Source organism: Paraburkholderia fungorum (assembly GCF_902833645.1).
Classification (GTDB): Bacteria; Pseudomonadota; Gammaproteobacteria; order Burkholderiales; family Burkholderiaceae; genus Paraburkholderia; species Paraburkholderia fungorum.
This window is the reverse complement of sequence record NZ_CADFGE010000015.1, coordinates 109,685-134,610: the sequence shown is the minus strand read 5'-3', so window position 1 is coordinate 134,610 and position 24,926 is coordinate 109,685. Positions and strand designations below refer to the sequence as shown.

Genomic DNA, 24,926 nt, shown 5'->3' with positions numbered 1-24,926 from the left:
GACCGCGACCGCAACCGCGACCGCGACCGCGACCGCGACCGCGACGCAAAGCTTAGCGACGATTCATCGGCAAGCGGCAGCGCACCGCCGCCGGATTCACTGGGAGGCGGGGTTGGCCTTGGCGCCGTCTTTCTTGCCGCCCTTGAACATCGCCCGGCAGGCCGGGCTGAGTTCGTCGACATGCTGCTTCATACAGGCGGTGATTTTTTCCTTGTTCGGAATTTCGGCGGCGCAAAAATGCATCGCGTCGCCGCGACAGGCTTTGGCCTGTTCGTCCTCGGTGGCGGCGCTCGCCGCGTTGACAGCGCTGAACACGGCAAGGCTCGCGGCGAGCAAGGCGAAGGTTCGTTTCATGACTCGTTCCAGTATCGCTAAGGTCGGTGCCATGCTCCCCAGCAGAAAACGGGCCCGATCAGTTCGCCGGCGTGGCGAGCGTAGCGGGCGTGTCGCTTGCCTGCCGCCTTGCCTCACGCACGGATCGAGTGAGCGTCATGCCACGCCCTGCGTAGAAACGCGTCATCGTTGCGAACGGCAGATACACATCCGCCTGATGAGGCGCTATGCCCGAGGGGTTATGAAACCATGCGCCATCGCGATCGCGTCCGTGCAGCAGGATCAGATGGCCACCCTGGTGCTGATTCGGCCGCTCCGGATAGCGGATTTCGGGGCTCACGGAAGCCATCGCCAACGTGTCGCCGTCGATGCGCACGGCGATCTCTTCGAGCGGCGCCTGCGGCAGCACCTCGACCCGAATGCCGAATGCCTCGCCGACCCAATCGGCAAACGGCCGGTAGATCAGGCCGTCGACGCCGCCGTCATCGCGCAGCCGGTACACGCCGTGACGCAACGCTTCATCGAGCAGTGCGGCGCGCGGGGCGTGCTCGATGCCCCAGTAATCGAGCACGGATTCGAGGCAGGTCAGACCGCACAGGCGTTTGGCCCAGAAACGGTAACGCTCCGGATCGGCGAAACCGCTGCGCTGCCAGTGTGGGTCGTCGCACGGGTCCGCCAGATGTTCGACGATGTGACGCACCCAGTCGGGGCTGCCCCATTGCGTGTAGTACGGCACGTCGGTGTGGCGTAGCGTCGGTGAGTTCATGAATCTCGCGCGGTCGGTAGAGGAGGTTTTGACCGCATGCTACACGGCCATCCCGTGAGAGGCAGGTAGAAAAGATTTATTCGCGACACAGATATTGGCCATTTATTCGCCAGACAGATATTGGTCGAATATGCGTCACACGAATATTTGACAAATATCTGCGTGACGCATAAAATGCATTTATTCGTCTCGCGGATAATTTACCATGATCCACCTCGTCGCCACGCCGGACCAGATGGCCCAACTATTGAGCGCCGGGCGGCGCCAGGCCGGCTTTACCCAAGCCGAAGCCGCCGCGCGCATCGGCATCAGCCAGAGCCGCATCTCGGCGCTCGAAACCGATGCCAGCGCCCTCACTCTCGCACAATTGCTGGCGCTGTGCGGCGCCTACGGCCTGCAATTGCAAGTGCGCGACAAGAACCAGCCGGTGCCTGAACCGGCGCCTCTGGTCGAGTGGTAAGCATGGGCCGGCAAACGCATTCGCGGGCGCTTTCGGTATGGGCCAACGGCGAGCGTGTCGGCGTCTGGCGCCTGCCCACCCGCGGTCCCATGGAGTTCGCTTACGACCCGGCATGGATCGCCTCGCCCGCCGGCCGGCCGCTTTCGCTCTCGCTGCCGTTCGCGCCGAACAACGCGGCGAACAAAGGGCCACGGGTGCTCAACTATTTCGACAATCTGCTGCCCGACAGCGAGGCAATCAGAAAGCGCATCGCCCAACGCTACCAGACCGATACGCTCGAGGCGTTCGACCTGCTGCAAGCCATCGGCCGCGATTGCGTGGGCGCGGTCCAGTTGCTGGCCGAAGACGACGCACCGGCCGGCGTCGAACGCATTGAAGGCACGCCGCTCTCCGACGGCGAGATCGAGGCCATGCTGACGCGCACCGTCAGCAGCCCCATGCTCGGCACGCGCGACGAAGCGGACGATTTCCGCATCTCGCTCGCCGGCGCGCAGGAGAAAACCGCGCTACTCTGGCACGACGGCAAGTGGCAACGTCCGCATGGCGCCACGCCCACCACGCATATCTTCAAGCTGCCGCTCGGACTGGTCGGCAACAAGCTCGCCGACCTCAGCACCTCGGTTGAAAACGAGTGGCTGTGTCTGCAAATTTTGCGCGCGTACGGCCTGCCGGTGGCCAACACCGAGATCATGACTTTCGGCAAGCAGCGGGTACTGAGCGTCGAACGCTTCGACCGGCAATTGCATTCGGGCGGGCAATGGCTGCTGCGCCTGCCGCAGGAGGACTTCTGCCAGGTGTACGGCGTACCCTCGCATCGCAAGTACGAAAACGAAGGCGGTCCGGGCGTGCTCGATCTCGCGCGGATTCTTCAGCAGTCGGTGTCGGCGCAGCAGGACATCGAAACGCTGCTCGCAAGCCAGATTCTGTTCTGGATGCTAGCGGCGCCGGATGGCCACGCGAAGAACTTCAGCATTCGCCTGCTGGCGGGCGGTCAGTATCGTCTGACGCCGCTTTACGACGTGATGTCGATCTGGCCGGTGGAAGGCAATGGCCCGAATCAATGGTCGTGGTTCAAGGCCAAACTCGCCATGGCAATGTGGTCGCGCAGCAAACACGACGCCTTCCGCGATGTACAGCGGCGCCATTTCAACGCCATGGCGCTGCGGTGCTCGTACGGCGCGAACGCCGAACCGTTGATCCAGCGGCTGATCGAACAGACACCTGAGGTTATCGCGCGGGTCTCGGCCGACTTACCCGAGCGGTTTCCGGGCAAGGTCGCCGAGCGGATTTTCAAAGGCCTGACAAGCTCGGCGGCCAGGCTCGACGCCATGCCGCCAGCCTAGGCTCGCATCGAGTAATCCACCAGAATCTTCCTGAAATACGCTGGAATACCCCGCCTGGTGATATTTCTTTACAGATAGCGTGCAGTTTCGTCGGTAAAATAGACTGACTTAATGCTAAAAGCATAAAACAGACTGCCGGATTTTCCGTTCGTACCTCGCACTGGCGAATTCGGCAACGGTCATACAAAAACAGACCGCGATATTTTTTACGGTACATTGCTGTCCCCTGCGCCGCCGCGTCCAATGCATCCAACTTGCATCGCCGCGCTATTCGTGCCGTATCGAACCTACCGCAGGTATTGCATGTACCGCACGTATCGCACGTCCCACAGTCACCTTTCAATAAGGCAGCTTCTCACGCAGCATGACCAACGAGACACACTCACCTGACGCCATCGCGGTTGCCGAGCGCGTGCGCGAGTTGATGAGCCGGCATGGGATCGGCAAGCGCCAGCAAACCACCGAGCTATGCCGCATCCTCGATCTGAGTTTTTCGCAGGGACACCGCAAGCTGCGCGGCAACAGCCCGTGGACCCTCTCGCAGATCAAGAAGGTCGCCGAGGTGTTCGGCGAACCCGCGGCCCAGCTATTCGGTGCACAGTCGCTCGATCCGGGCATGGTCGGCGCCATCGCCCAGGAAGCGGTGTTCTGCATCGGCGCGATCGAGCTGGCCTGCACCGCATGGATCGGCGCCGCGCTCGAACCGGGCAGCCGCCCTGAATTCGTGGCGTACTCGAAACTCGGCCAATGGCGCGTGGCGCGCCACGATGGCACGCTTTACCAAAGCGCCTACGAAGTCCACAAGATCGAGATCTATCCGCGCCGCGTCGAAACCGACAAGCCGACCATCGCGGTGGTCGACGACGATCGGGCCTCCGCCGACAACCTGCGCGACTATCTCGAACGCAGCGGTTTCGCAGCGGTGGCGATCTACGGCCTCGCGGCATTTGCCGAGCAACTGCAAACGCAGGTTTTCGACGGCATCGTGATCGACTGGTTATTCGGCGCGCAGACCTCGGCCGAGGCGATTCGCGCGGTGCGGGCGTCGGAAAATCCGGATGCACCGATTTTCGTGCTGACCGGCGAATTGCTGACCGGCAAGGCCAGCGAATCGGAGATCAGCCAGGTCATCCGCAATTACGATGTCGCGTGTTATGAAAAACCCGCGCGTATGGCGATCCTGGTCGCCGATCTGTCCAAACGTCTCAACCGGCCCTGAGTTGCCGGCAAGCGGCTGAAGGTGTGTGCTCAGGTTGAGCCCTCCTCCATCTGCTTCTTCCAGCGTTCTTCCTCGCTTGTTCCTGGATATTGCGTCACACCGTATGCCGGGAAACCAAAGCGCGCTGCAACGCGTTGCGCAGTTCCTCATAATGTACCGGCTTTAATAACGCGTCGAAAAACGGCTGCGCACGGGCTTCTCCCGCTTCTCCTGCCACACTGCCCGCACTCCCCGCATCGGCTGGACTAGCCGCACCCGCTGCCTCCGGCGCATAGGCGCTCACCACGATCACCGGCGCGCCAGCCGACGGCCCGCCACGCGCCGCGAAGTCCGCAAGGAAGGTATAACCGTCGCGATCCGGCATATGCAGATCGAGCAGCACCACATCGCAACGATGCGCATCGAGCCACGCCAGCGCCTCATCGGCACTGGAGACCGCATGCGTGTCGAAATCCATGTGCGCGATCATTTCGCTGAGCGACTCGCGAATCAGCCGGTTGTCGTCGACGATCAGCACGCACGGGCGCGCGCCCACCGGTTCGGCGTGCGCCGCCACGCCGGACGGCGTGGCGGCCGCGACGGAGGAGACCGGAATCGTCACCGTGAAGGTGGTGCCCTTGCCTACGGTGCTCGCCACGTCGACCGTGCCGCCGAACAGCCTGACGAGTCCCTGCACGATCGTGAGCCCCATCCCCGCGCCCTCGAAGCGGCGCGTGCGCGACGCGTCCAGTTGCGTGAACTCCTGGAAGATCAGCGGAATCTGCGCATGCGGCACGCCCGGCCCCGTATCGCTGACAATGAAAATCAGCAACGCCGGCCGCTGCCTCAACTGCACGCGCACCGTGCCGGTTTCGGTGTAGCGGATCGCGTTGGTGACCAGGTTGTTGACGATCTGGCGAATGCGGTGCGGATCGGAATCGACGAGACCGCTCATGCCGCTCGCCTCGCTTTCCAGCTCGAGGCCGCGCGCGGCGGCCGACATCGCGTGTTCGTCGACGATCGAGGCCAGCAGTTCGCGCGGCTCGAAATGCTCGTAACGCAGTTCGAGCTTGCCGGCGCCAAGACGCGCGTAGTCGGTCAGATCTTTCATCTGGGCTTCCAGATGCCGCGCCGCGGTTTCGAGCCGCTGGATCACCTTGCGATCGGCCTCGGAGTGATAGTTGAAGCCGAGCAACTCGATCGACGACACGATCGCGTGCAAGGGCGTGCGCAGTTCGTGGCTGATCATGCCGAGAAACGCGTCCTTCGCGAGACTCGCCTCGCGCGCCGCGCGGCTCGCCTGATGCTCCGCTTCGAGTGCGGCATGCTGCTGACGCATCAGACGCGTACGGCGCCGGCCGTTGAGCACCAGCAGTGTGGTCGCGGCCGCCGAGAGCAGCAGCAGCAACAGGCCGCCAGCAAACAGCATGCGGCGCTTCTCGATGAAATCGCGGTTCATCGCCTCACGGTCGGCCACGTCGGCGAAACGGCGGCTCAACGCAAGATCGTTGACCTCATTCCAATGCTGGCGCAACTCCTCGACGATCTGACCGGCGCGGCTGCGGTCCTTCGGCAAAGCGTCGACTTCAGGCTGGATGCCGTCCAGCAAATGATCGATCGAGTGGATCTCGTCCATTTGCCGTTGCAGCAGTGCGAGCTGCGTGGTCAGCCTGCGTGTCGAACCGGCCATCACATGCAGCTTCGATTGCAGCAATTGGTAGCGCAGCATGAGCCGCGGATAGTCGTCGTCGACGCCCGATTGATACAGCAGCAACTGGTTCTCGAAACGGGCGTAGGCGATCTGCAATTGCGCGGCGTCCCAATAGAAACCGTCGTACTGACCGGTCAGCGGCTCGGTCACGCGCGGATTGAGCAGGTTCGCGTACAACAGATAGCCGATTGCCCCGGCCGGCGCCGCGAGCGCGGTCAGCCAGATCAGCACATAGAGGACACGACGCCAGGGGCGGCGTGTTATTTGACGATGAGTGCCTTGATCTGCCATACGAATTTCGAGTCGCCCGCCGCGCCCATGAGTTCATCGGGGAATGCGTCGCGCGGATAGATAAGAAACAGCGGCCCGAAGTCGCTGATCTTCAGGCGCTGGCCGTTCATGCTGTATGCAACGACCACGCCGTAGCGAGCGCAGTCCGACACCGGAATGGTGTACGTATAGTCGTCGAGCGTATGGATCTCGACCGCGCTGCCGGATGCGCCGACTATCTTCAGGATATCCGCCAGCAGCGGTCCTGTGAAGGTGGAGCGCGGCGTCCAGGTCGTGGCGGTCGTAATCGAATGGGCCGGCAGCGCCAGCAATTGCGCCTCGGTGAAGTGATACGACTTGTGCGCGGCATCGTTGGTCTTGCCGATCTTGCCCGTCACGTCGAGCGATAACGGCAACAGCTCCGCCTGTGCCCGTGCCTGCATGCTCCACACAACGCATGCGAGGAGCAGACCCAGCCCCCACCATGCGCTCCTGTTCCCGTCTTTGCTGCCGCTCAGCTTGGTCATCTGCCTGGTTATTCCATCGTTTGTTATTTTTTCGGACGGCGACGCGCATCACCCCGACGCGCGATCTTCGATCCGCATGCATAATATCGCCAAAATTCTTTGTCTCAAAAACGGGGACCTGCCGCCGCGCCGCGCCGCGCGCCGTTCTCCGTCCACGCGACAGCTGTCCTACGCGCGCAATGCGGCGCCCCCGAGAGTCATGAACAAGCCGGTTTTACCCCTGACGTACGAACAACTCGATCACTGGATCGAGTCGCTGCAACCCGCCTTGCTGGCGGAGCAGTTCACGCTGGCAATCGGCATTCTGCGCGGCGGCGCGCCGCTTGCGCTGATGGTTTCGCATGCGGTGGGCACACCGGTCGCGTTTCTGCGTTACGAGCGCCGCTCGCGCACGGTCGCCTGGGATTCGACACTGCCGATTCCGCCCGCCGGTTCGAAAGTGCTGCTGTGCGAAGACATCGCGGGGCGCGGCTTTACGCTGACCGATTGCATCGCCTTCCTTCAGCAACAGGGACTCGAGGTCCGGACACTGACCGCCGCGGTCGACGATTTGAGCCGTACACAACCCGATTACGCAATCGACGCACGCGGCTACTTCGCGCTGTTTCCATGGGAGCGCCAGGCCTACACCGAGCGTTATCGCGCGGACTGGGAGCGCGTTGAAGCGGGCGCCGCGCCCGCCATGGCGAACGATCACGAATACGCCACCTACGCGATCGACCTCGACGGCATTCTGCTGCCCGATGTGCCGCTCGCGCGCTACGACGAGGATCTGGCCGCCGCGCTCGCCGAACGCGACGCGCTGCTGCCGTTCGAGGTGCTGCCGGGCATCGATCTGCAACGCGTGCGCACGATCATCACCGGCCGGCCGGAAGCGGATCGCATGCGCACCGAAGCGTGGCTCGCGCGGCACGGCTTCGGTCATATGCAACTGGTAATGCGCATGCCCGGCACGCACGATGAAAGCGCCGCCGGCGCGGCCGCTCACAAGGCCGCGGCGGCATTGCGCGGCGGCGTCACGCATTTTGTCGAAAGCGATCCGGTGCAGGCACTGCTGATCGCGCAACAGGCGCCGCTGCTGCGCGTGATCTGGTGGGACGCGCTCACGCAAACGGGAATGCTGGTCGGCGCGCGTGCGTGGACCTGATGGCGCGCCGGGCTTCGTTCACACTTCTTTTGCTTCTCTGATTTCCTTCCCCTCCCGCAGATGCAGATACCGCGCCGCCCGCTGCGAGGCGACGACAATCAGCTTCATGGTCGCACGCGTGGCGCCGACGAACAGCTTGCGTGCAATACGCTCGTCGAACGATTCGAAATCGACTTCGGTGAGAATCACGCACGGCGCCGCCTGCCCCTTGAAGCGATAGATCGACTCGAACAGCACATCCCCTTCGCGGTAGGCCGGGTTGCCGAACAGATCGTATTTACCCGTGAAACTGCGCAGCCGATGCGGACCGAGATGGTCCTGCCCGGTCATCGCGGAGCCTTCGCGGCCGCGAAACGACAGCACCGCGATGTCCTGTTTGCGAAAGCCGAGGGACAACGCCTGCGTAATCGCCCGCTTGGTCGCATCAATACTGCTTTCGGTAGCATTCGCTTCGTCGTAGACGGAAAGCGAAATATCGGAGCCGTCGAACGGACTGCCCGACGCCAGTCCCGCCGCAACCGGTACCGACGTGCCGACCACGTCGCGCACGTAGTCGAGAATGTCGCGCGGACTGCGGTAGTTGGTGGTTTCCTTCAACGTGGTCCAGCCGGGCAGTTCGACCGGCTCACGCATATAGAGATTCTGCAGCGGATCTTCGAGCCACCACCACGCGGCGTCCGGCCGCAACAGCCGCTCGAGGGCAGCCACCCAGGGCTGCTGGAAATCCTGCCCTTCGTCGACGATCAGCACGTCGAATTGCCAGCACGCGTCGATCGGCGTTTCGGCAAAAATCGTTTCAAGCTGATTGAACACGTCGCCGGACTGAAAATCCGGCTCGCGGCCCGCGTCGCGCGCGACCCAGTCGCATAGCTGGTGATAGTTCGCCACCTTCGCCTCGGGCGGCGCGACCCGCGCGATGTGATCCGCGAGCGGCCGGTTGAAACACACGTACAAAGGCCGCTGCCCGCGCGCCACCGCGTCGTTCATCACCTGCACCGCCAGTTGCGTTTTACCGGAGCCGGCCGTGCCGATCACGCGCAGCCGGAACGGCGAAAACTCGAGCCGCCGCGCCCAGGTAGCGAGGCCGCCCGCGAGCCGCGTCACGAGCGTGCCGGCCTGGCCGACTAGCGCGCTGGCGTCGGGTGCGAGCGCCAGTTCGTCGGCGAAAAAGTGGTGGATCTTCGGTGCGCAGGCAAGACGCGCTTCGTCGGCCGGCAACGCTTCGCGAATGATCGCGGCCAGCCGGTCTTTACGCGTTGCGTCGACGATCCGCGCGGGATTGACGCCGGCAATGGCCGTATCCTTGACGATGTGGTCCGGGCAATACAGCAGTTCTTCGATCAAATAAGTGCCCGCGCCGAACGCAGCGGTAAAGCGCCGGTGCAGCGTTTCGACGGTATGCGCGAGCGCGATCGCCACGTTGCGCTCCGTCTGTAGATAGACCTTGACGAGACCCTTCGGCGTTTCGCGCAGGAAACCGGTTTTCTGTTCGACGATCATCACGCGTCCGGCCGGGCTGACGATCACGAAATCGGCCTCGCCGAACACCGAAAAGTTCTGGTTCAGGCGGGTCCAGTGCACGCCGTGATAGACGGTGTAGCCGTCAGGCAGCGCTTCTTCCAGTAGTGCGAGGGTTTCGCGCTCGCGGGCCGCCGCGCCGGTAGCGGCGAGGCTCTTCCAGTCGTCGGGGACAATGCGGGCCATGCGGTGCCTCGTCGTATTCGGGTGCGCCCATTGTACGCAACGGCCACGCGTTGCCGGCGCTCAAACCCACTCGCATCGTGTATCGTTACTGGCTGAACGCCGCGCGTCGCGCGCGGCTTGCCACCAATGTTAAAAAGGATTTACCGGATGATTACAATCTGGGGACGCGCCAACTCGGTCAACGTGCAGAAAGTCTTGTGGTGTTGCGACGAACTGGTGCTGCCGTACGAACGCATCGACGCAGGGCTGCAATTCGGCCGCAACAATGAGCCCGACTATCTGGCCATGAACCCGACCGGCAAGATTCCGACGCTGGTCGACGACGACTTCGTACTGTGGGAATCGAACTCGATCCTGCGCTATCTGGTGCTGCAATACGGGGAATCGAGCCTCCTCTATCCGTCCGAGCCTAGACTGCGCTCAAGCATCGACCGCTGGCTCGACTGGTCGCTCACCACGCTGCAACCCACAGAAAAACCCGTGTTCTGGGCTATCGTGCGTACACCCGCCGCCGAGCGCGACGCCACCAGGCTCGCCACCGACGTTGCCGCGGTCACGCTGCTCTGGCGCTTGCTGGACAATCATCTGCAAGGCCGTTTCTTCCTTGAAGGCGAGCAGTTCACACTCGCCGATATCGTGATCGGCGCGTACGCGAAACGCTGGTTCGGCCTGGAAGGCGTCGAACGGCCGCCGCTGCCGAATCTGGAGCGCTGGTATTCGCGGATCGCGACGCGCGCGGGCTTCAAGAAATACGTCGATTTCGCGCTGACCTGACCCATCCGGCTACGACCCGAAAATGACGATCAAGCTCTACGCATGGGGCACGCCGAATGGCCGCAAGGTCAGCGTCGCGCTCGAGGAAATGGAACTGCCGTACACGGTGCAGCCGGTCAACATCGGCCGTGGCGAGCAGTTCCAGACTGACTTTCTGCAGATCAGCCCAAACAACAAGATTCCCGCCATCGTCGATACGGACGGGCCGGACGGCCAGCCGATCAGCGTGTTCGAATCAGGTGCGGTGCTGCTGTATCTCGCCGAAAAGACCGGTAAATTCCTGCCGAATACGCTGCGCGAACGTGTCCCGGTGCTCGAATGGCTGATGTGGCAAATGGGCGGTTTCGGGCCAATACCGGGTCAGGTGCACCATTTCGCCGCGCTCGAGTCCGTCACCGAGCGCGCCTATGGTCTCAAGCGCTATCTGGACGAAACCAACCGTTTATATGGCGTGCTCGACCGGCGCCTCGCACAAACGGAGTTCGTGGCGGGAGAATTGTCGGTGGCGGATTTCGCGATTCTCGGCTGGGCGTGGCGTCATGAACGGCACAAAGTGGACCTCGCCACCTATCCGAACGTGCAACGCTGGTACGAAACGCTGTTCGCACGGCCCGGCGTGCAGCGCGGCTTCGCCGTGAAGCTCGATTAAGTCCGGCTTGAGTCCGGCTTGAGTCCGGCTTGAGTCCGGCTTGAGTCCGGCTTGAGTCCGGCTTGAGTCCGGCGGCCTCATGCATGGCGGCGGCGCGCTGCCTCGACCGGCCAAGCGCACCGCACACCGGCACGGCACCGGGCACAGCAAAGCACGATGGCCTTTATAATCGACCCATGAAGACCGCCAAGCCCGCCGCGACCGCTGAAAAAGCCACCCTTGCCACCTCCGCTCATCGTCATGAGCCGGGGCACGTACACGGTGGCCACGGTGCATCGCAGGAAGCCGCCCTGACCCTCGCGGAAGAATATTGCCGCGAACGCGGCGAGAAACTCACGCCAATCCGCCGCAAAGTGCTCGAATTGCTGCTAAATTCCGGGCGCGCCACCAAAGCGTATTCGTTGCTCGACGACATGCGCCAGATCCATCCCGGTTCGGCGCCGCCCACGGTTTACCGGGCGCTCGATTTTCTGCTCTCGGCCGGACTCGTCCACCGCATCGAATCGATTAATGCGTTCACCGTTTGCCACGACCTCACGCAATGCCAGCACGGCATTCTGGTGGTCTGCCAGCAATGCGGCAACGTCACCGAACTGCATCAGCCCAAACTGCGCCAGGCACTCGTCGCGCAAATCGAAGACGCGGGCTACCGCCTTGCCAGCGACGAGATCGAATTGAAGGGATTGTGTTCCGCCTGTCAGGCCGCGGAGGCCGCCAGCGCCGACGCCGCAGCACCGGTTGTTGCCGTCAAATAGCAGGCGCTGCAAGCAGGTTATCACCGCGCGAAAACCTGCCGCCGAAGATCCGGAAGATCCGGCGGCAGACAACCGCGCCCGCTTCCCAGACGTCGATCAGCCCGCCGCGCGGGCGTCGATCGCGTTGTGCAACAGGGTCACAAGGTCTTCCGGCAACGCCGGCTTGGTCATGAAATGCTGGAAGCCTTCGCCGATGCTGCGCAAGCGGTAAGCGTCGTCGGTATGGCCCGTGAGCGCCACGGCCACCGAAGGCGCGTGATCGCCACGAATCTCGTGATCGCGCAGCCGCTGGATCAGGTAAAAACCGTCCATCGCCGGTAATTCCAGATCACACACGACGGCATCGGGCAACAACCGCAGCGCCGCTTCGACGCCCGCTTCCGCATCAGCCACCGCGACGACATGCGCGCCTTCCGACTCGAGTAACAAGGTCAGCGATTCCCGGCTGTCCGGGTCGTCTTCAACGAGCACGATCGTGGCCTGATCGAGTCTCAATACTCCGTTCATGTTCTGTTGTTGCTCAATAAAACCGGTTAGGCCGTTAGACGCGGCCAACGTATCGTCCTGCTGTATGCCGCCGATTTTCGCGGCTACGGTATTGCTGTCCATGGTTCCGACTCGAATTCGTGCGTCGAGTTGCATGCAGGCCCTCGATTGTAAAACGTGACCTGAGCACAATGCGTGCGCACGGTAACGCGCCAAAATTGCACGCCGATGAAAAAACCACCTTCGACACCCCTGCTCCGGCAGATAGATGCCGACACCCGATCCGCCGTGGCCGCCGCTGCAAACCCAGGTGCATCGCGTTGCCCATCCGGCGTCTTTCCTGATATCCGTGTTCCTTGCGACGCCGGTCCTGTTGCGGTCCTGTTGTGATTTCCGCGCGGCGTTTGCATCCACCGCTTACGTAGCACGTGGCGTGCCTCAGCGCTCCCTTTGCATCCATCAGTTCTGTCGTTCACGCACCGCGCCCGCACCATGCGCGCGAAATCGCAGCGACCGCGTTCAGCCACTGCAACAAACGTCATCTGAGTGAGCTGGCCCGCGTGTCAGTCCGCTTCGCCGGGACCGATGCCATGCATCAGCAAGGCCACCACATGCCGGGTGATTTCCTCGCCGCCGATGTTGCGCCGCACCGGATCGTTACGCCAAAGCTTCGAGGCGGCCAGCGGCAGAATCGTCAGACCTAGCAGGGTGACGAATACCAGCGAAGGTTCAAGCCCCGCATTCAGGCGCCCTTCCTTCTGCCAGCGCGCGATGGCCGACAGCGACGCCTTCTGGTTCGCGTCGCCGAACCGTTCATGCATGCGTTGGCGAAGCAGGCCGCCGTCGCTGATCACTTCGCGTACCCACAGCGACGGAAACCACGGGTGCTCGTGCGCCACCTGCATCAAACGCCGCGTGAGTTGCGTGATGGCCGCCACCGGATCGTCAGGATTTTCCTGAAACGGCACGCCGAATGTTGCGCGTAGCGGCGCGAAACGCTCGTCGATCAGCACGTCGAGCAACTGCTCGCGCGTCTTGAAGTAGTAATGCATCATCGCCGGCGTGAAACCCGCCTCGCGGGCAATCTCGCCAAGCGTCGTATCGACGATGCCCTGCCGCGCGAACAAGGCGAGCGCGGCATCCAGCAGGCGCTTGCGCTGCTCCGGGCCACGCGCCGCGCCCGAAGGCCGGCCCGGGCGCCGCGCCGGCGCGGCCTTCTCCGGTTCGCCCACAGCAGTTGATGCGGTTGACGCGGCCGACTCCGCAAGCTTGCGCGCCTTGGCGGCCGCCGTGTCGCGCGGCGCCCGCTTCACTCGCGGTTCATCTGACGAAATCCTTGCCATTGCATTCAGTTTGACGGTTGACTCAATGTCGCATATATTAATCTCTAAATTAATTAATTTCAACGCCGTGGTGCCATGAACCAATCGACAACGACTCAACCCGCCGTGCTCGTGCAGCCCGGTGCACAACCGGACGTGCAGTCTGGCCCTCAGCCCGCCGACCATCCGCCGATCCGCCTGCTGTTTCCGGCGTTACTGCTGGTCATGCTGCTCGCCGCGCTCGACCAGACGATCGTCTCGACCGCGCTGCCGACCATCGTCGGCGAACTCGGCGGGCTCAACAACCTGTCATGGGTGGTGACCGCCTATCTGCTCACCTCCACCATCGTCGTGCCGCTGTACGGCAAGTTCGGCGATCTGTTCGGCCGCAAGATCGTGCTGCAGACCGCGATCGTGGTGTTCCTCGTCGGTTCCGCGCTATGCGGCGTCGCCCAGAACATGACCCAGCTGATCCTGCTGCGCGCGCTGCAAGGGCTCGGCGGCGGCGGACTGCTGGTCGTCACGATGGCGGCGATCGGGGACGTGATTCCGCCGGCCGAACGCGGCCGTTACCAGGGCGTATTCGGCGGCGTATTCGGTCTCGCAACGGTGATCGGACCGCTGCTTGGCGGCTTTCTTGTCGAGCACCTGTCATGGCGCTGGATTTTCTACATCAATCTGCCGCTCGGCGTCATTTCGCTGGCGGTGATCGGCGCGGTCTTCAAACCGCACGTACGGCACGTGAAGCACACCATCGACTACATGGGCGCCGCGTTTCTCGCCGGCGCGCTCACCTGCATCATCCTGTTCACGAGCCAGGGCGGCACGATCCTGCCGTGGTCGTCGCCGCAGTTGTGGTTCACGCTCGGAATGGGGCTCGTGGCAATCTGGGGTTTCATCCACGAAGAGCGCACTGCCGCCGAACCGATCATGCCGCTTGAACTCTTCAAACAGCGCACGTTTTTGTTGAGCAGTCTGATCGGTTTCATCATCGGCGTATCGCTGTTCGGTTCGGTCACTTTTCTGCCGCTGTACCTGCAGGTGGTCAAAGGTTCGACGCCGTCCCAGGCCGGCATGCAAATGCTGCCGATGATGGGTGGCCTGTTCGTGATGTCGATGGTAACCGGCCGTTTGATCAGCAGAATCGGCAAGTACCGCATGTTCCCGATCGCCGGCACGTTCCTCGTGGCTGTGGCAATGCTGCTGCTCGCACGCCTGCAGATCGGCACACCGATTCATGTGATGTATGTCGACATGGGCATACTCGGCTGTGGCCTCGGCATGGTGATGCAAGTGCTGATTCTCGCCGTGCAAAATACGGTCGAGTTCAGGCATATGGGTGTCGCCACGTCGGGCGCAACGCTGTTCCGGTCGATTGGCGGCTCGATCGGCGTCGCCAGTTTTGGTGCGGTGTTTTCGAACGGCCTGGCCGCGCGCCTGGCAACGCTGATTCCGCCCAATACCGAATTGCCGCACGCGCTCGGGCCGGCCGCCATCCATCAGTTGCCTGAAGCGTTGCGCGACGATTATCTGCAGGCGTTTGCCGGCGCGTTGCATACAGTTTATCTGTCGGCGGCCTGCGTGGTGGTACTGGCCTTCGTGCTCGCGTGGCTCCTGAAGGATCATCCGCTGCGCAAGCACTGACCCCGTATCGCCTCTGCCGCGCGTGTTTTCTGCAAGCGCTTGATGACGAGGTCGAACGCCGTGGGCTTCGACCTCGTTCTGTTTCATCTCCCCTGCCGTTTTTGCCGATCGCGCCCTCGCGTCATTGCCTGCGCACCGCGAACTTGCGAGCGCGTATGAAAAAAACACACTGCCCATTCGTTCTGCCGACATATGAAGTGTTTCGTCGTACCTACAAATGAGCGCGCCGACGTCCGAAGTAGGTGAGAACGTCGATTGACGTTCTCCGCGAAACGCCACATATTGCAAGCAGCGGAATCGCAAGCGAGGACTTGCGCCCCAAGGTTCTCCAGTGCATGTGGATCGTGATTTCCGCAGGTGTCACGCCTGCCTCAAACCGATCTGAAGCATGCCGTAACGACGTTGTTTTCCACAGGTGGGTCCACAGCATGTCCACCCAGACAACACTCGGCCAGGATTTCCCGATGCCCTGCAGACGCTGTGGCGGCGCCCTGTACCGGCAGGTCGACTATTGTCCGTATTGCGGCGCGGTGCATCCGCTCGACGCAGATCCGCACAAACGCACTGTGATACCCGGCAGCCGCGCCAGCGCGATGAACAGAAGCGCGCAAAAAAGCAGCTTCGATCCGACCAGGCCAAGCGGAACCGGACTCGCTGCGCAGACCGCGCTCACCGACGAAGCCGCTCCTGGCGAGCCGCCAATGCAAGCGCCAATGCAAGCGCCGGTACTGGCGACGCTGCCTGCGCGCGCCGACCCGCCGTTCGCCGAGCCGCCGCATGCTGACGGCCGCGGCGTGTTCCCGATGCGCCGGGTACTGATCGCGATCGCGGTCATTGGCGCAATCGGGCTAGCGTATGTCGCTTATGCGCTATTCAGCGGCGACCACGAATCGCAGAACGGCAACACCGAGCAAACGGCAGACAATCCCCAGGACGCCAGAACGGCGACCGGCACGATTGCTCTATACACACCGGCCACACCGGCGCCGTCGACGAACCCGACTACCGCGAGCAAGCCCACTGCTCTCGCGAATCCCGCGAATCCTGCCAATCCCGCGAAGATCGCACCGGCGATTCCAGTCACGCCGATCGCGCCGCCGATGGCCGTGCCCGCCAAACCGCTGACGCCGCAGTTCCGCGATGCCGCGCAAGCGCTACAGGCAGCACGTCTGGCGCTCCGCGCCAACGATCTGTCCGCGGCACAAGCGGCGCTCGGCGCAGTGCAAACATTGCAACCCGGCGACGCCGACGCGCAAGATCTGGCGCTGGAATTGAAACCCCTCGCCGCGCGTCGCGACGTCGCGTTGCAGGCAGCGCAAGCGTGTGCGGCGCAGCAGTCGTGGAACTGCGCACGTCAGCACGCCAATGAGGCACTCTCTATCGACACCGGCAACGACACCGCGAAGACGATCCTCGCACTCGTAATTCGCGAGACAGGTTGGGCTCCGCTCAAGCCGCACGCTGCGATAGACAGTCCGGCCGGCGATCAATCGTTTGGATACCGAATTACATAGCTGTTTGCGAAACCGTCCGAGGCATCACCAGCCCGATTGCAGCGGCGAACGCGCCGCCTCTGAGCGGCAACAGACGGACACGGCACGCACAGCGCATAAACATGTGATGGCAGGCGGGTTCACCGGTGTCGCACAGGTGCCGGCGCGCGAGGCAGTTCAACCTTGACCGATAGGTAAATAGACCATGCTGAAGACACTTTTGGCGGGATGCCTTGGGCTGTTGCTGACGGTCATGTCATCGTTGGCGAGTGCCGAACCCGCGCACTACAAGATCGTCACCGGCCCGGAACGGGGCACGTATATTCAGATCGGCCAGGATCTGTCGAAATGGGTGGCGCAGCCGGCCGGCATCGACCTGGAAGTGCTGGCCTCGAAAGGCTCGGCCGAAAACGTGCAGCGCATGCGCTTCGAGCCGGGCGTGAAGCTCGCGCTGGTGCAGTCCGACGTGTATCAGGCCTACATCGATATGGCCAACGCGGGCAACGCCGACGCCGGCACGGCAATCCGGCCGCTACGACTGATCATGCCGCTGTACGACGAGGAAATTAACGTCGTGGTCCGTGCCGACTCGCCGATGAAAACCCTCGCCGACATCAAGGACAAGAGCATCAGCGTGGGCCTGATCGGCAGCGGCACCGCTCAATCGGCCACGACCCTCTATCACCTGATGTTTGGACAGACCATTCCCGAGCAGAACATCCAGCACCTGAGCAACGAAGACGCCCTGGCCGCGCTGATCGTCAAGAAGGTGGATGTCGCGATCATCGTGGTCGGGCAGCCGGCCAACCTGTTCAACGAAATGAACCCTGAATTGCTGCAACAGCTCCGCCTGCTGAAAGCCGACCCCGCCGCGCCCGAAACCGCCCGCGCCAAACAGACCTATTTTCCCGCCACGATCCGCGCCACCAGCTATCCGAACTGGCTGAAGGAAGACGTCCCGACGTTGACGGTGAAGGCCTTTCTCGTCACCTACGACTACGGTCTGCGCGACACCGTCGGCAATCTGAATCATTTTGCCGACTCGCTGTGCGCCAACTTCGACAATCTTCAGGAGCACGGGCATCCCAAGTGGAAGCAGGTCAAACTCGAATTGCCCACGCTCGTACGGGGATGGAAATACTACGGCCCCGTGGAGAAACATTTGCGCGCGTGCCTCGCGAACCGGAGCGCGGCGATCAGCGCGACCGCAGCGCAGGCTGCGCAAAAACCGCGTTCAGCCTGCACAGATCAGGAGCGGCTGCTTCTGCTGTGCAAGTAAGGCCGCGTGCTGGTGGCGAGAACTGTGCGTTCAGGCATGCGCCTTCGATACGGCCGACACCTCCATCGCCCGTTGCAGCGCCTCGTACACCTTGGGCCGGTTGCATTGCGACACGTTAAAGCGCAGGAAGCCGGCCGCCGATTGCGATGCGCTGAACACATTACCCGGTGCGAACACGACGCTCTCGGCTAACGCGTGACGCGCGACGTCGGCGGCGTCGAGCGCATCCGGCAGGCACGCCCAAACGAAAATACCGGCCCGTGGCCGCGTCCACACTTCAAGACCTGCATAGCCCAGCCGCCTGATTGTTTCGCCCATGGCGTCCGCGAGTTTCGCGCGCATCGATTCCAGATGCCGACGGTACGTGCCGTCCACCAGCAGACGATGCACCACGCTCGCGGCCAGTTGGCCATTGCCGAACGAGGTGGCCAGTTTCAGATCGACCAGCGGTTCGACCCACTCGCTGCGCGCCGCGATGTAGCCGCAGCGCACGGCTGCGGACAGGGTCTTCGAAAAACTGCCGATCGAGACCACCCGCGCGAGCCCGTCGAACGCCGCGAGACGCGGTGCCGGTTCGTCCTCGAAGTCGGCGAAGATATCGTCCTCGACGATCAGCAGATCGTGTTCGCCCGCCAGTTTCAGCAAGCGGTGTGCGATAGCGGGCGCCAGCGTGGCACCGGTCGGATTGTGGATCGCGGAATTGGTCACGTAAAGCCGCGGGCGATGCTCGATCAGCGCCCGCTCGAATGCCGCCAGATCCGGCCCGTTCGGCGTATAAGGCACACCGACGATGCGGGCACGATGCGCGCGCAGCAGCGCCTGAAAGTTGAAGTAGCACGGATCGTCGATCAGGACCGTGTCGCCGGGTTCCAGCAGAAAGCGGCAGACAAGATCGAGCGCGTGCGTGCCGCCGTCGGTCAGCACGATCTGCTCTGGCGGCGCTTCCACACCATGCTGCGCGAGCCGCCAGGCGAGTTGCTGGCGCAGCGCGGGCAGGCCGAGCGGGCTCGCATAATCGGCCAGCGGCGCCTGCGGGTCGCGCGCCAGGGCACGCAAAGCGCGGCGCACACCGTCTTCGGGCAGCCATGACGGCGGCATCCAGCCGCAACCCGGTTTGAACACCTTCGCACCGGCCTCCAGCGACTGCCGCGTAAGCCACAACGGATCGACCTCGCGATCCAGCCGCGGCCCGAGATCGGACAGCGCGAGCGGCGGCGCATGGCCGGATACGAAAAACCCGGAACCGCGCCGCGCCACGATCACCCCTTCCGCGACCAGCCGGTCGTACGCTTCCACCACGGTCGACTTCGACACACCGAGTGTTTCCGTCATCGCGCGGATCGACGGCACGCGCGCGCCCGGCATCAACGAACGGCCGGCAATACGCTCGCGCAGGCTGTCCATCACCGCGCCGACCCGCGTGCCGGCCGGTGCGCCCGGGCTCGTCCGGCTGCTATCACTTTCCGCCATCTGTACTGCTCCATGTTCGGTACAGTTTGTACGAATTGTACTGATCCGTAGCTTACCCTTTATCGTCCAGAAGCGGATGCTAGGCGTATTATTTGCAATCCGCATGGACTCTTCCAATGGACAAGACAACCAACGGCTGGGTGAGCGGCATGGTGGGCGTACTGATTTTCAGTGGCTCGCTGCCCGCCATCCGCATCGCCGTGCAAGGCCTCGATCCGGTATTTCTGACGGTCGCCCGCGCAACCATCGCAGGCACGCTGGGTCTGTTGCTGCTGCTGGCATTCCGCGAGGCCCGGCCCGCGAAGCGCGATCTGATTCCGCTGGTGGTCGTCGCCCTCGGCGTGGTGGTCGGCTTTCCGCTCCTCACCGCCCTCGCGCTGCGCCACGTGAATGCCGCGCACGCCGTGGTGTTCGTCGGACTCCTGCCGCTGTCCACCGCGATCTTCGGCGTGCTGCGCGGCGGCGAACGCCCGCAGCCGGCGTTCTGGCTGTTCTCGGCGCTCGGCAGCGGCGCGGTGGTCGCGTTCGCGTTGCGCCACGGCCTCGACGCGTCGCCGCTCGGCGACGCGCTGATGCTGGCGGCAATCATCGTCTGCGGCCTCGGTTACGCAGAAGGCGCTCGGCTGTCGCGCCATCTCGGCGGCTGGCAGGTCATTTCGTGGGCGCTGGTGCTGTCGCTGCCGTTGATGCTGCCGCTCGCCTGGTGGACGCGCCCGGCTTCGTTTGAAGGAGTAAGCCACGCCGCGCTGTGGGGGCTTGCCTATGTGTCGCTCTTCAGCATGCTGATCGGCTTCGTGTTCTGGTATCGCGGGCTCGCGCTCGGCGGTATCGCGGGGGTCGGGCAGCTGCAGTTGCTGCAGCCGTTCTTCGGCCTGCTGCTCGCTGGTCTGCTGCTGCACGAACAGATACCGCCCGCGATGATTCTGGTGACCGTCGTGGTGGTGGCGTGCGTGGCGGGCGCCCGGCGCTTCTCGCGGGCCACGCCGGTGCGGCCGGCCGTCTGAGCGGAGCCTCGCCGGTGGCTCGTCCACGCGTGCGCATCCTCATTTTCAGGACGGCGCAAAGGCCTGACTATTCGTTGAATGCGGGTTGAATATGTCATCATCCCGATGATCGATCCACTACCCGCACCGCGACTACGATGCCGACCGCTTTTGCACAAACCGTCGAAGCCCGCTTTGCCGAACTCACACCGACCTCCAAGCGTGTCGCCAGTTACATGCTGGCGAATCTCGAACGGCTCGGCCTCGAAACCGCCGACCAGATCGCCCAGCAAGCCGGCACCAGTGGCATTTCGGTGGGCCGGTTCCTGCGCAGCATCGGCTACCAGAATCTCGACGATCTGAAGCGCGAACTGCGTGGCGCCCAGGAGCGCCCGTGGCTGATCACCGACCGGCTCGACGCGTTTCGCCGCACCGCCGGCCAGCACGGCGTAACGCCACCCGCGGCAAACGGCCCTGACGTCGCCCACGCTGCCCCGAACCCGGCTCTCGCCCACTCGCTCGAGCTTGAAATCGGCGCGATCCAGCATGTCTATCAGCTCGCGCAGTCGCCGGTGTTTGCCCGCGTGGCCGAACGCATTTCGAATGCGGACGCCGTCTATATTCTCGGCATTCAGTCCACGCGCGGCATCAGCAACGCGTTCTACAGCTACCTCGAGTACATCCGCCCGCGCGTGTTCTATTCCGACGGCATGTCGGGTTCGTATGTCGATTCGCTGAACTCCGAGTTCAAGTCGCCCTATCTGATCGTCACCGATACGCGCGCCTACTCGATGATCGCGCGCCGTTATTGCGAAGCCGCCACGCGCCGCGGCCTGCCCTTCGCGCTCGTCACCGATATCTACTGCCCGTGGGCTCGCGAGTTCGACGGCGATCTTCTGCAGGTGAAGACCGATGTCGGCCAGTTCTGGGATTCGCTGGCGCCGCTCACCTGCCTGTTCAATCTGCTGATCTCGGCGATTGTCGAACGGCTCGGGCCGGGTATCGACGAACGCGTTGCACGCAATCGCGAACTGCAAAGCGAATTCGATCAGTTCGATCTTTGAAGCGGCTGTCACCGTACTCGCGTACGTCGATCGCCGTCAGGATGCCGTCGTGGCCGCCGCTTCACCGCCGAGATACGCGTCGCGAATCCGCTCGTCGCCGAGCAGCGATTCGGCCGTGCCTTCGAGTACGACGCGGCCGGTCTGCAACACATAGCCGTAATGCGCGATCTCCAGTGCGAGGCTGGCGTTCTGCTCGACCATGAAAAAGGTCACGCCCTGCCGGTTGATCGTATCGATCAACTCCAGCACCTTGTCGACGTAGAGCGGCGACAAACCCATGGTGGGTTCGTCCATGCAGATCAGCTTCGGCCGGCTCATCAGCGCACGCGCCATGGCCAGCATCTGCTGTTCGCCGCCTGAGAGCGTGCCGGCCTTTTGCGTCAGACGCTCTTTCACGCGCGGGAAAAGACCCAGCACGCGCTCATAGTCTTCGTCGATCGCCGCGCGGTCGCGCCGCGTATAAGCGCCCATCAGCAGATTTTCACGCACCGTCATGTCGCCGAACAGCCGCCGCGCTTCCGGCACCGAGCCGACACCGCGCCTCACGATCTGCGGCGTGCTGAGGCCGCCGATCGCCTCGCCTTCGAACGTGATGCTGCCGGCACGCGGCTTGTGCAGACCGAGAATCAGCTTCATCGTGGTCGACTTGCCGCTCGCGTTGCCGCCGAGCAGGCTCACGATCTGCCCGCGCCGCACTTGAAAATTGACGTCGAAATGCACCTGCACGGGGCCGTAGAACGTTTCGATATGTTCGAGTTTCAGTAAAGCATCGCTCATCGTCGATATTCCAGCAAAAGTTCAGGCGGCCACGCGCACGGTCGCCGCGCCGCCGACATTGCGATGGCCCAGATAGGCTTCGATCACACGCGGATCGTTGCGCACCTCGCGTGGCAGGCCTTCGGCGATTTTCCCGCCGTTGTCGAGCACGATCACGCGATCCGACAGCCGCATCACCATGTCGAGCTTGTGTTCGATCAGCAGGATCGTCAGCCCGCGCGCTTTCAGTTGCTGAATCAGCACCAGCATTTCGGCGGTTTCGGACTCGTTCATGCCGGCCGTCGGCTCGTCGAGCAGCAGAATGCGCGGATGCAACGCGAGCGCGCGGGCAATCTCGACCCGCCGCCGGTTCGCATATGACAGGCTATGAGCCGGATGATCGATGCGCGGCGTCAGGCGTTCACCGAACCCGGCAATGATCTCGCGCACTTCGTCGCGCAGCGCCGCATCCTCACGGCGAACCGCAGCCGGTCCGAAGAGCGCGCGCGCGACTTCGGCAATGGCGCCCACGATCGGCCAACCCGTGCGGGTGACACGCAAACGCGCATGCGCGCCGATCAACACGTTATCGAGCACGCTCAGATTGCCGAATACCCGGCCATGCTGAAACGTCCTCGCCAGTCCGAGTGCGGCCAGCTTTTCCGGCCGCATGCCGGTAATGTCGCGACCGTCGAAACGCACGCTGCCCGCGTCCGGCGTATCGAGCCCGGTGATCAGATTGAACAGCGTCGATTTGCCCGCGCCGTTCGGTCCGATCACGCTGATCAGTTCACCTTCCGAAATCGATAGATCGACTCCGTTCACCGCGGTCAGTCCGCCAAAGCGCCGCGTCACGCCGCGCACGTCGAGAAGAGTCTGTGTCATGTGCGCTCCGTCATACCGTTCCCAGCAAACCCTGCGGCCTGAACCGCACGAGCAGCAGCAATACCAGCCCGTAGATCAGCATCCGGTAGTCGGCGGCCCAGCGGAAAATCTCGGGCAACCCGATCAGCGCCACCGCGCCGACAATGCCGCCCAGCACGTTGCCGAGCCCGCCGAGAATCACCATGGTCAAGGCGAGGATCGACACTTGCGAGTCGAAGGTCTGGTTGTTGATGTAGCTATACAGATGCGCTGCGATCCCGCCGCTGATCCCGGCGGCCAGACCGCCGAACGCAAACGCGATCGCCTTGTAGCGGTTCGGGCGAATTCCGTGCGAACGCGCCGCCACTTCGTCTTCGCGAATCGCACGCAGCGTGCGGCCCAGGTGCGAGCTCAACAGCCGCGTTTGCAGCAGTGCCAGCACGATCAGCACGCCTAGCGCGAACCAGTAAATCGCGCGGGCGCTATCCGGCGTCCAGCCGAACACCGACAGCGGCGCAATGCCCGCGATGCCGAGCGGACCACGCGTCAGGCTGTCCCAGTTGAGGATCACGAGGCTCACGACTTCGCCAATGCCCAGCGTCGCGATCGACACGTAGTGGCCGCGCAAACGGAACGCCGGATAGACCAGCAGCGTGCCGAGTGCGGCGGTGATCAACCCGGCGCAAAAAATCGTCACGACCGGCGACCAGCCGAGGTTCATCGACAGCAACGCCGACGCGTACGCACCAATCACCAGCAATGCGGCATGGCCAAGCGAAATCTGTCCGACCGTGCCCGCCACCAGCGTCAGGCTCAACGCCAACATTCCGTACAGCCAGGCATTGGTGAGCGTTTGCAGGAGATAGGACGACGTGGCGACGAACGGCAACGCGAGCGCGGCCAGCGCGAGAACGATCACCACGGCGCGCGGTACTTTTACCGCTTTGCCTGCGGACAGGAAGGTGCCGGTCATCGGCTCCGGCGGCAAACGGCGGCTGCCGCTAAAGAGTCCATTGGGACGCCACACCAGAAACATCAGGAGCAGAACGAACGCGAACAGATCGCGGTAACTGGTGCCGAAGATCGCTACGCCATAGCTCTCGACCAGGCCCAGCAGCAGGCTGCCGACAATCGCGCCCGGCACATTGCCCAGACCGCCGATCAGCAACGCCACCACGCCCTTGAGCGTGGCCTGGAAGCCCATCGCCGGATCGATGCTGTTGTAGTACATACCGACCAGCAGGCCGCTCACGCCGCCGAGCGCGCATGCGATCGCAAATACCGCCTGATTGACGCCATTGACGTTGACGCCCATCTGCTGCGCGGCGTCGCGGTCCTGCGCCGTTGCGCGTACTGCCCAGCCCAACCTGGTGAAACGCAAAAACACATAGAGCACGGCTGCCGCCGTCACGCCGATGCCGGCAATCAGCAGGTCCAGCGAGCCGATCGTCGCACCGCCAAGCCGAAAATGCCAATCGGGCAGCGTGCTCGGCACCGGCCGGGGATCGGCGCCGAACAGCAACTGCGCGCACTGATCGAGCACGAAGCTGATGCCGATCGTGGCGAGTAACGGAGCGATGCGCGCGGCGCCCTGCAGCGGCCGCAAGCCGATCCGCTCGATCGTGATGCCCAGCAGCCCGCAGCCGAGCACCACCGCCAGCAAGGCGAGCGGCAACGGCAACCCGAGCCGCGTCAGACACAGCCAGCCGATGAAGCTGCCGATCATGTACACCGAGCCGTGTGCGAAGTTGATCAGATGCGACACGCCGAAGATCAGCGCGAGCCCGACCGCCAGCAATGCGTAGATATTGCCGACGATCAGTCCATTGATCGTGTAGTCGAGCCATGAGGCCATAGCATTCAGATCCGGTGAAAACAGACAAACAGGCGGACACACAAGCCGACACGTAAGCGTCGCTTAGGCGTTA

General features: G+C 63.4%; 23 protein-coding genes. 12 read left to right on the top strand and 11 right to left on the bottom strand.

The window, feature by feature from the left end:
- Positions 1–96 precede the first annotated feature (96 nt).
- Together HWX91_RS34465 and HWX91_RS34460 are read right to left on the bottom strand one after the other, a co-directional pair.
- Positions 97–354: a hypothetical protein gene (locus HWX91_RS34465; RefSeq protein ID WP_028197308.1), complete on the bottom strand. Its 258-nt coding sequence runs from the start codon at positions 352–354 to the stop codon at positions 97–99.
- Positions 355–412: 58 nt separating this feature from the next.
- Complete coding sequence (locus HWX91_RS34460) at positions 413–1,099, bottom strand: C39 family peptidase (RefSeq protein WP_042275342.1); 687 nt, start codon at positions 1,097–1,099, stop codon at positions 413–415.
- Positions 1,100–1,304: 205 nt separating this feature from the next.
- Between HWX91_RS34460 and HWX91_RS34455 the strand changes: the two genes are divergently transcribed.
- The 3 genes from HWX91_RS34455 to HWX91_RS34445 all read left to right on the top strand — a co-directional run bounded on the left by HWX91_RS34455 (position 1,305) and on the right by HWX91_RS34445 (position 4,121).
- Positions 1,305–1,559, top strand: coding sequence for a helix-turn-helix transcriptional regulator (locus tag HWX91_RS34455; protein ID WP_028197309.1), 255 nt, complete (start codon positions 1,305–1,307; stop codon positions 1,557–1,559).
- Positions 1,560–1,561: 2 nt separating this feature from the next.
- Complete coding sequence (locus HWX91_RS34450; protein ID WP_028197310.1) at positions 1,562–2,902, top strand: type II toxin-antitoxin system HipA family toxin; 1,341 nt, start codon at positions 1,562–1,564, stop codon at positions 2,900–2,902.
- Between the two features lie 364 nt (positions 2,903–3,266).
- Positions 3,267–4,121, top strand: coding sequence for a helix-turn-helix domain-containing protein (locus HWX91_RS34445; protein ID WP_028197311.1), 855 nt, complete (start codon positions 3,267–3,269; stop codon positions 4,119–4,121).
- A gap of 94 nt (positions 4,122–4,215) precedes the next feature.
- On the opposite strand, the gene HWX91_RS34440 is transcribed toward HWX91_RS34445, so the two are convergent.
- Both HWX91_RS34440 and HWX91_RS34435 read right to left on the bottom strand, forming a co-directional pair.
- Complete coding sequence (locus HWX91_RS34440) at positions 4,216–6,102, bottom strand: ATP-binding response regulator (RefSeq protein ID WP_028197312.1); 1,887 nt, start codon at positions 6,100–6,102, stop codon at positions 4,216–4,218.
- Positions 6,072–6,608, bottom strand: a complete 537-nt coding sequence (locus HWX91_RS34435) for a putative pterin-binding protein (protein ID WP_028197313.1) — start codon at positions 6,606–6,608, stop codon at positions 6,072–6,074. Before HWX91_RS34435 ends, HWX91_RS34440 begins: the two co-directional genes overlap by 31 nt.
- A gap of 199 nt (positions 6,609–6,807) precedes the next feature.
- On the opposite strand from HWX91_RS34435, the gene HWX91_RS34430 reads away from it, so the two are divergent.
- The gene (locus tag HWX91_RS34430) at positions 6,808–7,755 is read left to right on the top strand and encodes a phosphoribosyltransferase (RefSeq protein WP_028197314.1); all 948 of its coding nucleotides are present in this window, start codon (positions 6,808–6,810) and stop codon (positions 7,753–7,755) included.
- Between the two features lie 18 nt (positions 7,756–7,773).
- Here HWX91_RS34430 and HWX91_RS34425 read toward each other — a convergent pair whose 3' ends face one another.
- Entirely contained in the window at positions 7,774–9,459 is a 1,686-nt protein-coding gene (locus HWX91_RS34425; protein WP_028197315.1) for an ATP-binding domain-containing protein, read from the bottom strand.
- Positions 9,460–9,606: 147 nt separating this feature from the next.
- Here HWX91_RS34425 and HWX91_RS34420 point away from each other — a divergent pair, with 147 nt between their 5' ends.
- From HWX91_RS34420 to HWX91_RS34410, 3 genes are all read left to right on the top strand, one after another.
- The gene (locus HWX91_RS34420; protein WP_028197316.1) at positions 9,607–10,233 is read left to right on the top strand and encodes a glutathione S-transferase family protein; all 627 of its coding nucleotides are present in this window, start codon (positions 9,607–9,609) and stop codon (positions 10,231–10,233) included.
- 22 nt (positions 10,234–10,255) lie between these two features.
- Positions 10,256–10,882 carry a glutathione binding-like protein gene (locus HWX91_RS34415; RefSeq protein WP_028197317.1) on the top strand — a complete coding sequence of 209 codons (627 nt, stop codon included), beginning with the start codon at positions 10,256–10,258 and terminating at the stop codon, positions 10,880–10,882.
- Between the two features lie 176 nt (positions 10,883–11,058).
- Positions 11,059–11,637, top strand: a complete 579-nt coding sequence (locus HWX91_RS34410; protein WP_028197318.1) for a Fur family transcriptional regulator — start codon at positions 11,059–11,061, stop codon at positions 11,635–11,637.
- Between the two features lie 96 nt (positions 11,638–11,733).
- Here the strand turns inward: HWX91_RS34410 and HWX91_RS34405 are convergent, their stop codons facing one another.
- Complete coding sequence (locus tag HWX91_RS34405; protein ID WP_028197319.1) at positions 11,734–12,246, bottom strand: response regulator; 513 nt, start codon at positions 12,244–12,246, stop codon at positions 11,734–11,736.
- A gap of 440 nt (positions 12,247–12,686) precedes the next feature.
- Positions 12,687–13,466, bottom strand: a complete 780-nt coding sequence (locus tag HWX91_RS34400) for a TetR/AcrR family transcriptional regulator (RefSeq protein WP_042275346.1) — start codon at positions 13,464–13,466, stop codon at positions 12,687–12,689.
- 75 nt (positions 13,467–13,541) lie between these two features.
- On the opposite strand from HWX91_RS34400, the gene HWX91_RS34395 reads away from it, so the two are divergent.
- The 3 genes from HWX91_RS34395 (at position 13,542) to HWX91_RS34385 (ending at position 17,861) form a co-directional block, all read left to right on the top strand.
- Positions 13,542–15,089, top strand: a complete 1,548-nt coding sequence (locus HWX91_RS34395) for an MDR family MFS transporter (protein ID WP_028197321.1) — start codon at positions 13,542–13,544, stop codon at positions 15,087–15,089.
- Between the two features lie 428 nt (positions 15,090–15,517).
- The gene (locus HWX91_RS34390; RefSeq protein WP_042275348.1) at positions 15,518–16,603 is read left to right on the top strand and encodes a hypothetical protein; all 1,086 of its coding nucleotides are present in this window, start codon (positions 15,518–15,520) and stop codon (positions 16,601–16,603) included.
- A gap of 184 nt (positions 16,604–16,787) precedes the next feature.
- Positions 16,788–17,861, top strand: a complete 1,074-nt coding sequence (locus HWX91_RS34385) for a TAXI family TRAP transporter solute-binding subunit (RefSeq protein ID WP_028197322.1) — start codon at positions 16,788–16,790, stop codon at positions 17,859–17,861.
- A 30-nt stretch (positions 17,862–17,891) separates the two neighbouring features.
- Here HWX91_RS34385 and HWX91_RS34380 read toward each other — a convergent pair whose 3' ends face one another.
- The gene (locus tag HWX91_RS34380) at positions 17,892–19,331 is read right to left on the bottom strand and encodes an aminotransferase-like domain-containing protein (protein ID WP_028197323.1); all 1,440 of its coding nucleotides are present in this window, start codon (positions 19,329–19,331) and stop codon (positions 17,892–17,894) included.
- A gap of 116 nt (positions 19,332–19,447) precedes the next feature.
- Between HWX91_RS34380 and HWX91_RS34375 the strand changes: the two genes are divergently transcribed.
- Complete coding sequence (locus HWX91_RS34375; RefSeq protein WP_028197324.1) at positions 19,448–20,335, top strand: DMT family transporter; 888 nt, start codon at positions 19,448–19,450, stop codon at positions 20,333–20,335.
- A 137-nt stretch (positions 20,336–20,472) separates the two neighbouring features.
- On the top strand, positions 20,473–21,378 hold the full coding sequence (sapR, locus tag HWX91_RS34370; protein WP_028197325.1) for a sap1 transcriptional regulator SapR: 906 nt from the start codon (positions 20,473–20,475) through the stop codon (positions 21,376–21,378).
- Positions 21,379–21,414: 36 nt separating this feature from the next.
- Here the strand turns inward: sapR and HWX91_RS34365 are convergent, their stop codons facing one another.
- Genes HWX91_RS34365 through HWX91_RS34355 form a run of 3 tightly spaced genes read right to left on the bottom strand, consistent with a single transcriptional unit; the run spans position 21,415 to position 24,853 of the window.
- Positions 21,415–22,155 (bottom strand): ABC transporter ATP-binding protein, encoded by a 741-nt coding sequence (locus HWX91_RS34365; protein WP_028197326.1) that lies wholly within the window; start codon positions 22,153–22,155, stop codon positions 21,415–21,417.
- 21 nt (positions 22,156–22,176) lie between these two features.
- Positions 22,177–23,019, bottom strand: coding sequence for an ABC transporter ATP-binding protein (locus HWX91_RS34360; protein ID WP_028197327.1), 843 nt, complete (start codon positions 23,017–23,019; stop codon positions 22,177–22,179).
- A gap of 10 nt (positions 23,020–23,029) precedes the next feature.
- Positions 23,030–24,853, bottom strand: coding sequence for an ABC transporter permease (locus HWX91_RS34355; protein WP_028197328.1), 1,824 nt, complete (start codon positions 24,851–24,853; stop codon positions 23,030–23,032).
- Between the last annotated feature and the right edge of the window lie 73 nt (positions 24,854–24,926).

Excerpts from the sequence above, each read along its gene's own strand:
- HWX91_RS34410 (WP_028197318.1), top strand. The coding sequence starts at position 11,059 with ATGAAGACCGCCAAGCCCGCCGCGACCGCTGAAAAAGCCACCCTTGCC.
- HWX91_RS34450 (WP_028197310.1), top strand. The coding sequence starts at position 1,562 with ATGGGCCGGCAAACGCATTCGCGGGCGCTTTCGGTATGGGCCAACGGC.
- HWX91_RS34455 (WP_028197309.1), top strand. The coding sequence starts at position 1,305 with ATGATCCACCTCGTCGCCACGCCGGACCAGATGGCCCAACTATTGAGC.
- HWX91_RS34355 (WP_028197328.1), bottom strand. The coding sequence starts at position 24,853 with ATGGCCTCATGGCTCGACTACACGATCAATGGACTGATCGTCGGCAAT.
- sapR (WP_028197325.1), top strand. The coding sequence starts at position 20,473 with ATGCCGACCGCTTTTGCACAAACCGTCGAAGCCCGCTTTGCCGAACTC.
- HWX91_RS34430 (WP_028197314.1), top strand. The coding sequence starts at position 6,808 with ATGAACAAGCCGGTTTTACCCCTGACGTACGAACAACTCGATCACTGG.
- HWX91_RS34435 (WP_028197313.1), bottom strand. The coding sequence starts at position 6,608 with ATGACCAAGCTGAGCGGCAGCAAAGACGGGAACAGGAGCGCATGGTGG.
- HWX91_RS34445 (WP_028197311.1), top strand. The coding sequence starts at position 3,267 with ATGACCAACGAGACACACTCACCTGACGCCATCGCGGTTGCCGAGCGC.
- HWX91_RS34440 (WP_028197312.1), bottom strand. The coding sequence starts at position 6,102 with ATGGCAGATCAAGGCACTCATCGTCAAATAACACGCCGCCCCTGGCGT.
- HWX91_RS34465 (WP_028197308.1), bottom strand. The coding sequence starts at position 354 with ATGAAACGAACCTTCGCCTTGCTCGCCGCGAGCCTTGCCGTGTTCAGC.
- HWX91_RS34365 (WP_028197326.1), bottom strand. The coding sequence starts at position 22,155 with ATGAGCGATGCTTTACTGAAACTCGAACATATCGAAACGTTCTACGGC.
- HWX91_RS34390 (WP_042275348.1), top strand. The coding sequence starts at position 15,518 with ATGTCCACCCAGACAACACTCGGCCAGGATTTCCCGATGCCCTGCAGA.
- HWX91_RS34405 (WP_028197319.1), bottom strand. The coding sequence starts at position 12,246 with ATGGACAGCAATACCGTAGCCGCGAAAATCGGCGGCATACAGCAGGAC.
- HWX91_RS34400 (WP_042275346.1), bottom strand. The coding sequence starts at position 13,466 with ATGGCAAGGATTTCGTCAGATGAACCGCGAGTGAAGCGGGCGCCGCGC.
- HWX91_RS34415 (WP_028197317.1), top strand. The coding sequence starts at position 10,256 with ATGACGATCAAGCTCTACGCATGGGGCACGCCGAATGGCCGCAAGGTC.
- HWX91_RS34460 (WP_042275342.1), bottom strand. The coding sequence starts at position 1,099 with ATGAACTCACCGACGCTACGCCACACCGACGTGCCGTACTACACGCAA.
- HWX91_RS34420 (WP_028197316.1), top strand. The coding sequence starts at position 9,607 with ATGATTACAATCTGGGGACGCGCCAACTCGGTCAACGTGCAGAAAGTC.
- HWX91_RS34385 (WP_028197322.1), top strand. The coding sequence starts at position 16,788 with ATGCTGAAGACACTTTTGGCGGGATGCCTTGGGCTGTTGCTGACGGTC.
- HWX91_RS34425 (WP_028197315.1), bottom strand. The coding sequence starts at position 9,459 with ATGGCCCGCATTGTCCCCGACGACTGGAAGAGCCTCGCCGCTACCGGC.
- HWX91_RS34360 (WP_028197327.1), bottom strand. The coding sequence starts at position 23,019 with ATGACACAGACTCTTCTCGACGTGCGCGGCGTGACGCGGCGCTTTGGC.
- HWX91_RS34380 (WP_028197323.1), bottom strand. The coding sequence starts at position 19,331 with ATGGCGGAAAGTGATAGCAGCCGGACGAGCCCGGGCGCACCGGCCGGC.
- HWX91_RS34395 (WP_028197321.1), top strand. The coding sequence starts at position 13,542 with ATGAACCAATCGACAACGACTCAACCCGCCGTGCTCGTGCAGCCCGGT.
- HWX91_RS34375 (WP_028197324.1), top strand. The coding sequence starts at position 19,448 with ATGGACAAGACAACCAACGGCTGGGTGAGCGGCATGGTGGGCGTACTG.